The sequence below is a fragment of the Nocardioides ungokensis genome (assembly GCF_013466985.1).
Taxonomy (GTDB): Bacteria; Actinomycetota; Actinomycetes; order Propionibacteriales; family Nocardioidaceae; genus Nocardioides; species Nocardioides ungokensis.
The window spans coordinates 2,979,181-2,993,493 of record NZ_CP059164.1; the positions used below are offsets into that span (position 1 = coordinate 2,979,181).

The 14,313-nt window shown below is 72.2% G+C and carries 11 protein-coding genes; 2 read left to right on the plus strand and 9 right to left on the minus strand.

Annotated features, from left to right (window positions below; all coding sequences use genetic code 11):
• Positions 1-18: 18 nt before the first annotated feature.
• From ftsW to mraZ, 9 genes are all read right to left on the minus strand, one after another.
• On the minus strand, positions 19-1,284 hold the full coding sequence (gene ftsW, locus H0S67_RS14690; RefSeq protein WP_180933652.1) for a putative lipid II flippase FtsW: 1,266 nt from the start codon (positions 1,282-1,284) through the stop codon (positions 19-21).
• Positions 1,285-1,313: 29 nt separating this feature from the next.
• Positions 1,314-2,801 (minus strand): UDP-N-acetylmuramoyl-L-alanine--D-glutamate ligase, encoded by a 1,488-nt coding sequence (gene murD / locus H0S67_RS14695; RefSeq protein WP_180933653.1) that lies wholly within the window; start codon positions 2,799-2,801, stop codon positions 1,314-1,316.
• A 49-nt stretch (positions 2,802-2,850) separates the two neighbouring features.
• Positions 2,851-3,960, minus strand: a complete 1,110-nt coding sequence (mraY, locus tag H0S67_RS14700; RefSeq protein WP_180933654.1) for a phospho-N-acetylmuramoyl-pentapeptide-transferase — start codon at positions 3,958-3,960, stop codon at positions 2,851-2,853.
• A complete protein-coding gene (locus tag H0S67_RS14705) occupies positions 3,957-5,369 on the minus strand; it encodes a UDP-N-acetylmuramoyl-tripeptide--D-alanyl-D-alanine ligase (protein ID WP_343050103.1) in 1,413 nt (470 codons plus the stop codon). The genes mraY and H0S67_RS14705 overlap by 4 nt, the downstream gene beginning before the upstream one ends.
• A gap of 5 nt (positions 5,370-5,374) precedes the next feature.
• Entirely contained in the window at positions 5,375-6,925 is a 1,551-nt protein-coding gene (locus H0S67_RS14710; protein ID WP_180933656.1) for a UDP-N-acetylmuramoyl-L-alanyl-D-glutamate--2,6-diaminopimelate ligase, read from the minus strand.
• A gap of 129 nt (positions 6,926-7,054) precedes the next feature.
• Positions 7,055-8,752, minus strand: a complete 1,698-nt coding sequence (locus H0S67_RS14715; protein WP_246354753.1) for a peptidoglycan D,D-transpeptidase FtsI family protein — start codon at positions 8,750-8,752, stop codon at positions 7,055-7,057.
• Between the two features lie 35 nt (positions 8,753-8,787).
• Complete coding sequence (gene ftsL, locus H0S67_RS14720; RefSeq protein ID WP_180933657.1) at positions 8,788-9,417, minus strand: cell division protein FtsL; 630 nt, start codon at positions 9,415-9,417, stop codon at positions 8,788-8,790.
• Entirely contained in the window at positions 9,414-10,382 is a 969-nt protein-coding gene (gene rsmH / locus H0S67_RS14725; protein WP_180933658.1) for a 16S rRNA (cytosine(1402)-N(4))-methyltransferase RsmH, read from the minus strand. Before rsmH ends, ftsL begins: the two co-directional genes overlap by 4 nt.
• 429 nt (positions 10,383-10,811) lie before the next feature.
• Complete coding sequence (mraZ, locus tag H0S67_RS14730; RefSeq protein ID WP_180933659.1) at positions 10,812-11,243, minus strand: division/cell wall cluster transcriptional repressor MraZ; 432 nt, start codon at positions 11,241-11,243, stop codon at positions 10,812-10,814.
• 455 nt (positions 11,244-11,698) lie between these two features.
• Between mraZ and H0S67_RS14735 the strand changes: the two genes are divergently transcribed.
• Together H0S67_RS14735 and H0S67_RS14740 are read left to right on the plus strand one after the other, a co-directional pair.
• Positions 11,699-12,676, plus strand: coding sequence for an AAA family ATPase (locus H0S67_RS14735; RefSeq protein ID WP_180933660.1), 978 nt, complete (start codon positions 11,699-11,701; stop codon positions 12,674-12,676).
• The gene (locus tag H0S67_RS14740; RefSeq protein WP_180933661.1) at positions 12,669-13,982 is read left to right on the plus strand and encodes a DUF58 domain-containing protein; all 1,314 of its coding nucleotides are present in this window, start codon (positions 12,669-12,671) and stop codon (positions 13,980-13,982) included. Before H0S67_RS14735 ends, H0S67_RS14740 begins: the two co-directional genes overlap by 8 nt.
• Positions 13,983-14,313: the final 331 nt, after the last annotated feature.

Consider the following 14,313-nt stretch of genomic DNA (forward strand, 5'->3'; position numbering starts at 1 on the left):
CCTAGCCGTCGGACGTCGTCAGAGGCCGCGGCGGGTGACCCGGCCGGCGGAGAGCCCCACCGATCGGTCCCGGCGACGCTGGGCGAGGGCCCGGGCCGCCTCGGGCTCGCGGCGGGCGAAGCCGATCAGCAGGCCGAGCGCGACGAGGGTCGGCACGAGCGAGGAGCCACCGTAGGACACCAGTGGCAGGGGGATGCCGATGACGGGCAGCAGCGCGAGCACCATCCCGACGTTGATGATCATCTGGCCGAGCAACCACACCACGACGCCGAAGGTGGCGTACCGGACGAACGGGTCCTTGGTCTCGCGGGCCACCCGCAGGGCGGCGTACGCGATGGTGAGGAACAGCGCGATGACCAGCAGGGTCCCGACCAGGCCAAGTTCCTCCCCCAGCACCGCGAAGATGAAGTCGGTGTGGGCCTCGGGGAGGTCGCCCCACTTCTGCTGGCTGGCCCCGATGCCTTGCCCGAACCAGCCTCCCGTGGAGAGCGCGTAGAGGCCGTGGGCCGGCTGCCACCCGGTGTCGTGGAAGTCCTTGAACGGGTCGGCGAAGTTGGTGATGCGGGCCAGGCGCTCAGGGCTGGTGGAGGCCAGGAAGATGGCGGTCACGCTGACGACCGAGATGCACACGACGAAGAAGCGCGCCGGGGCACCGACCACCCACAGCATCCCGAGCAGGATCGCGAACAGCACCAGCGCGGTGCCGAGGTCGTGCCCGAAGACGACCAGGCCGGTGGCCGCCAGCAGGCCCGGCACCACCGGCATCATCACCTGGTGGAGGTTGTCGAGCCGGCGCTCCTTGTGGGCGTAGACGTGGGCGGCCCACAGGATCAGCGCGAACTTCGCGATCTCGGCGGGCTGGATCACCACGGGGCCCAGGCGCAGCCAGTTCTGGTTGCCGTTGATCGCGACACCGAGGAAGGCCGTGAGCAGCAGGAGGACCAGGGACAGGAAGTAGCCCGGCCACGCCAGCCGCCGGACCCAGCGGTGCGTCATCCGGCTCGAGACCCAGGCGCAGGGCAGGCCGATGGCCACCCACATCAGCTGGCGCTTCACCACGGCGTAGGAGTCGCCGTCGTTCTGCTGGTAGGAGTAGACGCTCGACGCGCTCAGCACCATGATCACGCCGATGGTGAGCAGCAGCGCCGACGCCCCGAGGAGCAGGTAGTACGACGTCAGCGGGCGGTCCAGGGCCTCGCGGAGGGCGGCGTACCAGCTCAGGGGACCTGGCTTGACCCTCGCGGCCTGGCGGCCTCGGGCCTGCTCGGGGTTCGCGGTCGTCATCGCCTCGCGCTCCCCTCCCTGTGTCTCGCCTACGGAACCTGCCGCCGCCTCACCGCCGCGGCGAAGGCGTCACCGCGCTCGGCGTAGTTGGCGAACATGTCCATGGAGGCGCATCCCGGAGCCAGCAGGACCGTGTCGCCGGGTCGGGCCAACGCGGCCGCCACCTCCACGACGCGCTCCATGGAGTCATGCTCGGCTCCAGTCTCGTCGGCGTCGACGGCGATCACGGGCACATCGGGCGCGTGTCGCGAAAGCGCCTCGGCGATGAGGTCGCGGTCACGTCCCAGCAGCACGACGCCCCGCAGCCGGCCCCGCACGGCGAGGACCAGCTCGTCGAAGCTCGCCCCCTTGGCGAGCCCGCCGGCGACCCACACCACCGGCTCGTAGGCCTGCAGCGACGACTGCGCGGCGTGCGGGTTGGTGGCCTTGGAGTCGTCGACCCAGGTGACGCCGTCGATCTCGGCCACGGTGGCGATCCGGTGCCCGTCGGGGCGGAAGGAGCGCAGGCCCTCGCGCACGGCCGCCTGGGAGACCCCGTGGGACCGGGCGAGCGCCGCGGCCGCGAGGGCGTTGGCGACGAGGTGCGGCGCCGCCCCTGCCTGGCCGGGGAGGGTGAGGTCGGCGAGCGTGCACAGCTCGGCGGCACTGGTGTCGCGCTGCTCGATGAACGCGCGGTCGACCAGGATGTCGTCGACCACGCCGAGCATCCCGACCCCGGGCATGCCCAGCGTGAAGCCGATCGCCCGCGCGCCCTCCGTCACGTCGGCCTCGCGGACCAGCCGCTCGGTCTCGGGGTCGGCCACGTTGTAGACGCAGGCCCGCTGCACCCGTTCGTAGATGCGGCCCTTGTCGGCGGCGTACTCCGCCATCCCGGTCGGGCCCGTGTACCAGTCGAGGTGGTCCTCCGCGATGTTCAGGACCGCGGCCGACTCCGCACTCATGGAGTCGGTGTAGTGGAGCTGGAAGCTCGACAGCTCCACGGCGAGGACGTCGTACGGCTCGGGGTCCATGACGGCCTCGACGATCGGCAGGCCGACGTTGCCGACCGCGACGCTGCGCAGGCCGGCGGCGCGCAGGATCGAGTCGAGCATCTGGACCGTGGTCGTCTTGCCGTTGGTGCCCGTCACGCACAGCCACGGCGCGGCGTGGTCGGGGTCCCGGAGCCGCCACGCGAGCTCGACCTCGCCCCAGACGGGGATGCCACGGTCACGGGCCTGCGCGAGCAGCGGGGCGGAGGGCTTCCAGCCCGGCGAGGTCACCACGAGGTCCACGTCGTCGGGCAGGGTCGCGGTCGCGCCCGGCTCGAGACGGACCGTGGCGCCCAGGACCTCCAGCAGCTCGGCCCGCTCGCGGCGGTCGCTGTCGGGGCCGCCGTCGGACTCGTCGAGCGCGGTGACGGTGGCGCCGAGGTGGTTGAGGTTGTCGGTCGCGGCGAATCCGGACACGCCGAACCCCGCGACGACCGCGCGGACGCCCTCCCAGGAGTCGTGCCGGCCGAGGCTGGTCGGATCCGTCATTCGGGGTCCCCGCGGAAGTGCGAGCGCAGCGAGCAGTTCTGTGGAGTGATCACGTTCCGGCCACCCACTCGGCGTAGAAAACGCCCAGGCCGGTGGCGACCGAGAGGCCGGTGATGATCCAGAAGCGGATCACGATCGTCACCTGCTCCCAGCCGAGCAGCTCGAAGTGGTGCTGCAGGGGCGCCATCCGGAACACCCGGTGCCCCGGACCCACCCGGAAGACGGTGCGCACGATCCCGAACCGTCTCGAGGCCTTGAAGAAGCTCACCTGCAGCATCACCGACAGGGTGATCACCAGGAACAGCCCGCCCAGGATCACCAGCAGCAGCTCGGTGCGGGTCAGGATCGCGAACCCGGCCAGCGCGGCGCCGAGGGAGAGCGAGCCGGTGTCGCCCATGAAGATGGCCGCGGGCGGCGCGTTCCACCACAGGAAGCCGAAGCAGGCGCCGGTGATGGCCGCCGCCACGACGGCGAGGTCGAGCGGGTCGCGCACCTCGTAGCAGCTCGGCCCGGGGCTCAGCTCGCACGACTGGTTGTTCTGCCAGATGTTGACCAGCGTGTAGGCGCCGAACACCATCACGCTGGCCCCCGTGGCGAGCCCGTCGAGCCCGTCGGTGAGGTTCACCGCGTTGCTGGTGCCGGTGATGATCACCCAGAACAGCAGGATCGCCAGGACCACGGGCAGTGCGAACGCCCCGTAGTCGCGGATGAAGGAGATGTGGTCGGATGCCGGCGTCTTCTCGCGGGAGTCGGCGAGCGCCGGCGAGAGCGCCAGGACGCCGAACACCACGCCGACGACGGTCTGGCCGACCATCTTGGCCTTGCTGCGCAGGCCCAGGCTGCGCTGCTTGGAGATCTTGATGAAGTCGTCGAGGAAGCCCACGAGCCCCATCCCGACGAACAGGAACAGCAGCAGCAGCGCCGAGGCCGAGGGCATGCTCTGGGTGATCAGCTTGGCCGCGAAGTAGGCGATGACGGCGGCCAGGATGATGACCACACCGCCCATCGTGGGCGTGCCGCGCTTGGTGTGGTGGGTGGTGGGTCCGTCGTCGCGGATCTCCTGGCCGTAGCCCCAGTTCGTGAACAGGTTGATCGCGACCCGGGTGCCCAGCAGGGAGATCAGGAGGGCCAGGCCGCCGCCCAACAGGATGGCTCTCATGGCAGCTGCACCTCGGTGTTCACCTCTGGGGTCACGGGCGTGGATCCCTCTTCCTCGAGCAGTCCGTCGGCGATGGCTTCGAGCGCGGCACCCCGGGACGCCTTGACCAGGACGACGTCCTGGGCCGAGACATTCTCCCGCACCCACGACAGTGTCTCGGCACGCCCCGCCGTGGTGATCGCCACCCCCGGCCAGCCGTGCGCGGACTCCGCTCCCTCGGCGATGCCGCGGGCCGGCTCCCCCACCGCGACGACGACGTCCACGCCCGCGGTCGCGGCCGCGAGGCCCACGCCGCGGTGGTCGTCCAGGGCGCCGTCGCCGAGCTCCTTCATCTCCCCGAGCACCGCGACGGTACGCCGTCCCCGGCGGACTCCGATCGCCACGAGGGCCTCGATCGCCGCGCCCATCGAGGCGGGGTTCGCGTTGTAGGCGTCGTTGACCACGATCAGCCCGTCCCGGCGCTCCTGGACCTCCATCCGCCAGCGCGAGACGGCCTGCGCGGCACTCAGCCCCTCGGCCACCTGCTCCAGCGACAGCCCGACGGCGAACGCCATCGCCGCCGCCGCAGCCGCGTTCAGGACCTGGTGGGCGCCGGACTGGGCCAGGCGCACCTCGCGCCACTCCCCGGCGTACCCGAGCTCGAAGGCGGGCCGGCCGAGGTCGTCGAGCTCGACGTCACGCCAGCTGACGTTGCCGGCCCGGCCGAACGTCAGCGTCCGGGCGCTGGTCCGCGAGGCCATCGCGGCGGTCAGCTCGTCGTCGGCGTTGAGGACGGCCGTCCCGTCGGCCGGGAGCGACTCCACGATCTCGCCCTTGGCCTGCGCGATCGCCTCCCGGCTGCCGAACTCCCCGACGTGGGCGGTGCCGACGTTGATCACCGCGGCGACGCGGGGTGGGGCGATGTCGCACAGGTAGGAGATGTGCCCGATGCCCCGGGCGCCCATCTCGACCACGAGGTGGGCCGTGCCGCGGTCGGCGCGCAGCGCGGTCAGCGGCACCCCGAGCTCGTTGTTGTTGTTGCCGGCCGTCGCGACCGTCGGGCCGGCGGCGGCCAGCACCTGGGCGAGGAAGTCCTTGGTTCCGGTCTTGCCCTGCGAGCCGGTGAGGGCGAGCACGGTCACGTCGAGGGTGTCGACGACGTGGCGGGCCAGCCGCCCGAGGGCGGTGACCGGGTCGTCGACGAGGACGGCCGGGACTCCGGTGGACCGGACTGCGAGCACGGCCGCGGCGCCGGCGGCGTGCGCCCCCGCCGCGAAGTCGTGACCGTCGACCCGCTCCCCCACGACCGCGACGAACAACCCGCCGGCCACCACGGCCCGGCTGTCGACGAAGGCGGCACCGGTGACCTCGGTCGTCGGGTCGCCGTCGACGGAGCCGCCGACGGCGTCCGCGATCTCCTGCAGGGTCATGGGAATCATCGGCCGGACAGCTCCTCGCGGATGCTCGTGACGGTGACCTCACGGTCGTCGAAGGGATGCACCACGCCGGAGACCTCCTGGCCGGTCTCGTGGCCCTTGCCGGCGACCAGGACGATGTCGCCGGGACGTGCCCGGCGGACGGCCTCGCGGATGGCAGCGCGCCGGTCGCCGATCTCGAGCACCTCCGCCGTCCCCCCGGTGGTGCCGGCCAGGACGGCGGCACGGATCGCGGCCGGGTCCTCGGCGCGTGGGTTGTCGTCGGTCACGACCAGGACGTCGGCGAGGCGGGCGGCGATCTCCCCCATGATCGGGCGCTTGCCGGGGTCCCGGTCGCCACCCGCACCCAGCACGACGAGCACCCGGCCGGTCGTCAGCGGCCGCAACGTGCGCAGCGCGGCCTCGACGGCGTCGGGCTTGTGCGCGTAGTCGACGACGACCGCGAAGTCCTGGCCCGCGTCCACTCGCTCGAAGCGACCGGGGACGCCGCCGCCTCGCGCCAGGCCGCCGGCGATGCGCCCGGCGTCGAAGCCGACCTCCGCGCAGGCGGCCACCGCGGCCAGCGCGTTGGCCACGTTGAAGTCGCCCGGCAGCGGGACCTCCGCGTCGACGGCGAGGCCGTCGGGGCCGAGGATCGTGAAGCGCGAGCCGGTCGGCTCCAGCTCCACGTCGACCGCCTGCCAGTGGGCTTCGCGGCCGGAGGGCGAGAACGTCCGCACCGGGACCTGCGCCTCGTCGACCAGCCGGCGTCCGTGCTCGTCGTCGACGTTGACCAGGCCGAGCCTGGAACGCTCGGGGGTGAACAGCGACGCTTTGGCGGCGAAGTAGTCCTCCACGTCCTTGTGGAAGTCGAGGTGGTCGCGGCCGAGGTTGGTGAACACCGCGACGTCGAAGACGACGCCGTCCACCCGTCCCATGACCAGGGCGTGGCTGGAGACCTCCATGGCGCAGGCGGCCACGTGGCGCTCGCGCATCATCGCGAAGAGTCCGTGCAGGTCGGGCGCCTCCGGGGTCGTCAGCGCCGTCTTGAGGTCGGCGCCCGCGACGCGGGTGCCGACGGTGCCGATCACCGCGGCGGGCACGCCGGCCTGCTGCAGGCCGCTCTCGGCGAGCCGGGTGGTGGTGGTCTTGCCCTGGGTGCCGGTGACCCCGATCATCCGCAGCCCGGTGGCCGGGTCGCCGTACACCCGGGCGGCCAGCCGGCCCAGCAGCGCGCGGGGGCTCTCGACGACCAGCAGCGGTACGCCGCAGTCGGCGGCCGCCTGCGCGGCACCGGCCGGGTCAGTGAGGACGGCCTCCGCACCCGCGGCCACCGCGGCACCGGCGAACTCGATCCCGTGGACGCGGGCTCCGGGCAGCGCGGCGTACAGGTCGCCGGGCCGGATCCGCTGCGAGCTCAGGGAGACTCCGGTGACCACCACCGTTGCGAGGTCACCGCGGGTCGACAGGCCCCCCGCCGGACCGGCCTCGAGCCAGGCGGCGAGGTCGGTGAGCGGGGTGCGCACGGGATGTCGCGGGCGCGTCGCCGCCACGAGGTCGTCGCTCAGCACGACGCGAGGTTACCGCCCGGGGGACGGCCGTCGGTCGGCCCCTGCCGCTGGGTGAGGCTCACCACTCGACGGGGAGGTGCGAGGGCTCGGTGCCGGTCGGGGGCACCGCGTAGCGACGCAGCGCGTAGCTCATGATCTTGGAGAAGGCCGGGCCCGCGACCGAACCGCCACCGCCGCCGTTGCGGGGGTTCTGGACGACCACGTAGATGGTGAAGCGGGGTTGTCGGCGGGCGCGAAGCCGGCGAAGGACACGGTGAAGGTGCCGTCGTAGCAGCCGCAGGCGGTGCCGACCCGCTGCGCCGTGCCCGTCTTCCCGGCAACGCGGTAGCCCGGCACCGCCGCGGCCGGCGCCACGCCGACGTCGGGGTCGATCACGCGCTCCATCATGTGCGCCATGTCCCGCGCGGCCTTCTCGCTGACCACCCGGTGGGTGGTCGTGGTGTCCGTTCCGACGGTGACGCCGTTGTCGGTCGTCGCGCTGCCCTCGATGAGGCTGGGCGAGACCCGGACCCCGCCGTTGGCGATGGTGTTGACGGCCGCGGCCATCTGGACGGCGTTGACCGAGAGGGACTGGCCGAACGCGATGCGGTCCTGCACCTGGTGTCCACTGGCTGTCGGACGGCAGGATGCGGGCGACTCGCCGCGCACCCCGATGTCGGTGCGCTGGCCGAGGCCGAACCTGGTCAGGTACGAGCGCAGCTGGCCCGGGGCGAACTTGTCGGCGGCGAGCACGGTGCCGATGTTGGAGGACTTGGCGATCACGCCGGCGAGCGTGAGGTGGATCAGGCCGTGCGGGAACCAGTCGTGGATCGGACGGTCCTCGCGGTCGAGCTCGCCGGGCACCGACAGCCGGGTGCGCGGGGTGACCTTGCCCTCGTTGATCAGCGAGCTCAGCGTGAGGACCTTCTCGACCGAGCCCGGCTCGTAGGCGTCGCTCAGCGAGCGCGCCCCGCGGGCGTCGTCGGGCGCCTCCAGCGGGTGGTTGGCGTCGAACGTCGGGGCGTCGGCGTCGGCGAGGATCTCTCCCGTGCGGGTGTCCATCACCACGGCCATGCCGGACTCGGCGTTCGAGTCCTCGATGGTCTGGCTCAGCACGCGCTGGGTGTACCACTGCAGGTCGAGGTCGATGGTGGTGTGCAGGTCGGTGCCGTTGACGGCGGGCTTGATCGTGCTCTCTCCGAGCGGGATCCGGTTGCCGCCACCGACCTCGTAGCGCGACGAGCCGTCGTGCCCGGCGAGCTGGGTCTGGAAGGTGCGCTCGAGGCCGGCGAGCGGTGCGTCCGTGCCCATGAAGCCGACGAGGTTGGCGGCGACGTCACCCGCCGGGTAGTCGCGGATCGGGTCGGGTCGGGTCGCGATGCCGGTGAAGCCCTTGCGCTCGGCCGCGTCCACCGCGTCGGTGGCCTTCGTGGCCGGGACGCGGCGCGCGATGTACTCGAAGCGGCTCCCCGAGGTGCGCAGCAGCTTGAGGGTGGAGAAGTAGTCCAGGTCGAGGCGGGTGGCCAGGAACTTGGCCAGCTCCGGCGCCTTGTCCGAGGTCATCAGCGGGTCGGCGACCACCATCATCCCGTCGACCGAGTCGGCCAGCGGCTTGCCGTTGCGGTCCAGGATGTCACCGCGCTCGGCCTGGAGGGAGACCTGCACCATGCCCTCGGCGGCCGCCATCGCGGCGTACGAGTTCGGGTCGATGCCCTGCAGCTGCACCAGTCGGCCGGCGAACACCGAGAGCACCATCGCGATGATCAGGAAGCCCACGCGCAGCCGGATGCGCGCCGAGCCGCGCAGGCTGCCACGAGGCCGGCGCTGCGGGGGGCGGGTGGGTCGCACGTGGGTCTCCGGTCTCGCCGTCGGCTGCTGTGGCGCTAGTTGCTCGTGGGGTTGTTGTGACCTGTGTGGTTCTTTGTACCGTCACCGTGGCCCGCGCCGTCCGAGGACGCGCCGGGGACGAGGCCAGAGGCCTGCCCGGACGAGTGGCCGGACGAGTGGCCGGACGAGTGACCAGAAGGGTCGGCGGGCGGGTCGACGTAGGTCGGCGCCGGGTTCAGCACCGGAGGCTTGGCCGGGGCCGGCGGGACGATGCGAACGTTCTGGGTGGGGTCCGGCGGGGTGGCCGTGCCGAGGATCTTCCCGTCGGACAGCTTGAGGAAGGCGGGGCTGCCGGCGGTGACCATGCCCATCCTCCGGGCCTGCTCCGCCACGTGCTGGGGGTTGCGGAGGACGTCGAGCTCCATGCGCAGCGTCTGCTCGCGGGCCGAGAGGGTGCTCGCCTGGCCCTCCAGCGAGGTGGTCGCGAACGACGCCTGCTGCATCGAGGTGTTGAAGAGCAGCAGGCCGATGACGCCGCCGAGCAGCACCAGGGAGACCAGGGTCACGAAGGGCACGCGCGCCGCTCGCACCCGTCGTCGCGGGACGACGGTGAGTCGGGCCCGCTCCACCGCCGCCTCGGCGATGCGGGGCATGCGGGAGCGGAACTGGACGGCCGGGCTGCTCATGACGCGACTCCTCGGGTGGTGGGTGCGACTCGTTCGACGGCGCGCAGGCGGACCGACGCGGCGCGGGGGTTCTCGGCGATCTCGTCGGGCGAGGCCTTCTCCGACCCGCGGGTGACGAGCCGGAACGCCGGCTCGTGACCTTCGGGGACGAAGGGCAGGTCCTCGGGGACGTCGCTGCGGGTGGCTGCGGTGAACGCCTGCTTGACCAGGCGGTCCTCCAGCGAGTGGTAGGCCTCGACGACGACGCGACCGCCGGTGCCGATCGCGTCGATGGCCGCGGGGATGGCCCGGCGCAGGACCGCGAGCTCGTCGTTGACCTCCATGCGCAGCGCCTGGAAGGTGCGCTTGGCGGGGTGCCCGCCGGTACGCCGTGCCGGTGCCGGGATCTCGGCGTACAGCAGCTCGACCAGGCGGGCGGAGGTGGTGAACGGCTCGACCTCGCGCTCGCGCACGATCGCGGTGGCGATCTTGCGGGCGAACTTCTCCTCGCCGTACTCCCTCAGGACTCGCGTCAGGTCGGCGGCGGAGTAGGTGTTGAGGACGTCGGCGGCGGTGCGGCCGGTGGTCTTGTCCATCCGCATGTCGAGCGGGGCGTCCTCGGCGTAGGCGAAGCCGCGCTCGCGGACGTCGAGCTGCATGGAGGAGACCCCGAGGTCGAAGAGGACCGCGTCGACGTGGTCCAGGCCGAGGTCGTCCATCACCTCGGGGATCTCGTCGTAGACCGCGTGCACGCCGGTGAAGCGGTCACCGAAGGGCTCGAGCCGGCTGCCGGCGAGCTCGAGGGCGGACGGGTCGCGGTCCACGCCGATCACACGGGCCTGCGGGATACGGGTCAGGACTGCCTCGGAGTGGCCACCGAGGCCGAGGGTGGCGTCGATGAGGACCGCACCCTCGCGCTCGAGTGCGGGCGCCAGAAGAGCGACGACCCGGTCGAGGAGGACCGGGACGTGGCGGGGGCTGCTCATGCTTGTCGCCTACCGACCCAGGCTCGTGAGGAGGAGCAGCGCGACTGCGAGGCCGATCGAAGTGGCGGCCGAGAAGGCCATCACGGCGGCGGCCTCCCGTGCTTGGTGACGCACCCGGCGAACGGGTGCCACGGGCGTGACGCTCATCCTTCTCGACCCCCCTCGACGTGCTGGATGGTGCCGGCGTGTGACGCGCGGCCGTGCTCAGGTGATCCGCCGGACCAGGTCCCTGCCCGCTCCCCGGTGGGAAGTCGTCGTCTGGAACCGGGGAAGGTGCCCCAGATGACGAAGGTGTGAAAGGGAGCGGGCCCGAGACCTCGCCCTGCGGATCGCCCTGTGCAGTTGTGTGTTGCTGTCGTGTGTCATGTGCGGTGGAACGGTGCTGCTTGCTGGTGCCGGTGGTGCGGCCCCGGTGGTCAGACCCGGCGGTCAGACCCCGGGGAAGACCTCTTCGCTGAGCTCGGAGAACTTCTCCTCCTGCTCCGTGGAGTACTGCTGCCAGCGCACCGGGTCCCAGATCTCGATCCGGTTCATCACGCCGATGACCACGACGTCGCGGTCGAGCGAGGCGTACTCGCGCAACATCGGCGTGATCGTGATGCGGCCCTGCTTGTCGGGGGTCTCCTCCGAGGCCCCGGCGAACAGGAAGCGCGTGTAGTCACGCGCCCCCTTCATCGTGATCGGCGCTTCCTGGGCCTTGCGGGTGAGCTCGACGAAGTCGGCCATCGGCCACACCGTCAGACAGCGTTCCTGCCCTCGAGTCACCACGAGCCCCTCCGCGAGCTGGTCCCTGAACTTCGCCGGGAGGAAAAGTCGCCCCTTGTCGTCGAGCTTGGGGGTGTAGGTGCCCATGAAGAACATCGAGCACCTCCAGTCCCCGACCCTCCCTGGGCGGATCCTCCACTGCGCACCACTTTAACCCACTTTGCACCACGGTCAACCACAAAGCGCGTGTTGCGCCCCCTGATTCGAGCGATTTCCGAGGCAGCACGCCCCTGTCCGCCGGCGCTGGTCGCGACCGTGAGGTGAGCCGTTTGCGCAGGTCAGCAGCGCTTTCGGAGCCTTCGGAAGGCCCGAGTGGAGTGCCGGTGGGGAGATTCGGCGGGCGCGGTGGGGTGAAGTGGAGCGGGAGGTGGAGCACCGTGGCGCCGCCGCCGTGAGGGGACAAGGACCGACGGGCGAAAATCCGCAACCAAACCGTGACCCGAAGTGTCAGAACCATCAACAGACGCGACGCGTATCTTTCCCGGACGCCCTACGGTTGGGTGCAGGGGACGTCGTCGCCATGACGACGCGCATGACGGGAAGGACCGCACGTGGGAACTCCGAGCACGGGGGGAGCGGATCTCGAGACCCTCGCCCGGGTCGTCGGGCGGGTGCGCCACAACATCGAGCGGGTCATCGAGGGCAAGCCGGACGTCGTGACCTCGGCGCTGGTGGTGCTGCTGGCCGAGGGGCACCTGCTGATCGAGGACGTCCCCGGCGTGGGCAAGACCATGCTGAGCAAGGCCCTGGCCCGCAGCATCGACTGCTCGGTACGCCGCATCCAGTTCACGCCCGACCTGCTCCCGTCCGACGTGACGGGGGTGTCGGTCTTCAACCAGAACACCCGGGAGTTCGAGTTCCGGCCCGGCGGGGTGTTCGCCAACATCGTGGTCGGAGACGAGATTAACCGGGCCTCGCCGAAGACCCAGTCCGCGCTCCTGGAGTGCATGGAGGAGCGGCAGGTCACCGTCGACAACATGACGTACCAGCTCGACGCGCCGTTCATGGTCATCGCGACCCAGAACCCCATCGAGATGGAGGGGACCTACGCGCTGCCGGAGGCGCAGCGCGACCGGTTCATGGCGCGGGTCTCGGTGGGCTACCCCGTCGCGGCCGCCGAGATCGCCATGATCACCTCCCACACCGGGAGCAACCCGCTGGACGACCTCGAGCCGGTCACCGACGCCGGCGAGGTGCGCAAGCTGACCGCGATCGTCGGCCAGGTCTTCGTGTCCGAGGCCGTGCAGCGCTACGCGGTCGCCCTCACCTCCGCGACACGGCGCTCGGAGGAGCTCACCCTGGGCGCCTCGCCGCGCGCGACCCTGCACCTGGTGCGCGCCGCGAAGGCGATGGCGGCGATCCACGGCCGCGACTACGTGCTCCCCGACGACGTGCACACCCTGGCCCGACCGGTGCTCGCCCACCGGTTGCTGCCCAGCGTCGAGGCCGCGATGAGCGGACGTTCGACCACCGCCATCCTCGACGGCGTGGTCGCGAGCGTGCCGGTGCCCGAGGGGAACCGTGCGTGAGGCACTCGCCGGCCTGACCGTCCGAGGACGGGCGTTCCTGGCTGCGGGGGTCACCGCGATCATCTGCGCCGTGGTCCTCGGGCAGAGCTCCCTGACCCGGGTCGGCGTCCTGGTGCTCAGCCTGCCGCTGGTGACCGCGGTGCTGCTCGCGCGCAGCCGCTACCGGCTCGCGCTGGTGCGCACCGTCACCCCGCAGCTGGTGGCCGCCGGCCAGCCCGCCCGCGTCGACCTCACCCTGACCAACGAGGGCCGGACCCCCAACGGGGTGCTGCTTCTCGAGGACCACGTGCCCTACGTGCTCGGGACCCGGCCGCGCTTCGTGCTGGGCGGGATCGGGCCGGGCTGGCGCCGACACGTGAGCTACCAGGTCCGCTCCGACGTGCGGGGCCGCTTCGAGATCGGGCCGATGACGGTGCGGGTCGGCGACCCCTTCGGGCTCATCGAGCTCGGGCGTGCCTTCCAGACCACGGTCCCGCTCGTGGTCACGCCGCGCACCGTCCCGCTGCCGACCATCCCGCTCGGCGGCGCGTGGACCGGCTCCGGCGACAACCGGCCACGGGCCTTCGCGACCGGCAGCGCCGAGGACGTCACCGTGCGTGAGTACCGTCGCGGCGACGACCTCCGGCGCGTGCACTGGCGAAGCTCGGCGCGGGTCGGGGAGCTGATGGTCCGCCGCGAGGAGCAGCCCTGGCAGTCGCGCGCCACGCTGTTCCTCGACAACCGGCTGCGCGCCCACCGCGGGCAGGGCGTGGCCTCGTCGCTGGAGGCGGCGGTCTCCGCGGCCGCCTCGGTGGCGGTGCACCTCAGCCACCGGGGCTTCACCGTCCGGCTGGTGACCGCCACCGGCGAGGACCCCAGCAGCGCCTGGCACGCCCGGGACGCCGACCTCAACACCGGCCCGTTGCTGGAGGCCCTGGCCGTCGTCCAGGCCACCCACCACGCCCAGCTCGACACGAGCTGGCTGACCGAGAGCGGCCACGGCGGCCTGACGGTCGCGATCTTCGGCAGCGTCGGGGACACCGACGTCCCGGTGCTGCGCCGGATGCAGCTGCACGCCGGCTCGGCGATGGCCATCGCCCTCGACGTCGACGCCTGGGTCTCGCCGGCCCGCAGCACCGGGGGCTCCTCCCCCGTGCTGACCCAGCAGGGGTGGCGGGCCGTCTCCCTGCGTCCCCGCGACCGGCTCGACGGCGTCTGGCAGGAGCTCGGCCGCAGCAGCGCGCACCTCTCGCGGTCGGGGGGCCAGGCGGGGGCGCCCCCCGCACCACCCGTACCCCCCGTACCGCCCCGGGAGGCGATCCGATGACGGCCCGCCGTGGCGGCCACCGCGCCGACCTCGCCCTCGCGATCACGGCCGCCCTGACCACGTGGATCGCGATGTGGTCGTGGGGTGGCTTCACCATGGTGCCCGGGCGTTACCTCCGGCCGCTCTTCCTCCTCGCCGCGGTGGTCGTGGCGACCGGTGTGCTGGCCCGCTGGTGGCGGCTGCCGGGCGCGGTGGTCATCGCAGTCCAGGTGGTCGTCTCGGGCATGGCCTGCAGCATGGTGCTGAGCGGGTCGCCGATCCCGGTGGGCGGCGCCTGGGACCGGATGGTCCAGGGTTCACCGACGCCGTGGAGACCGCGAACCGGTTCGCC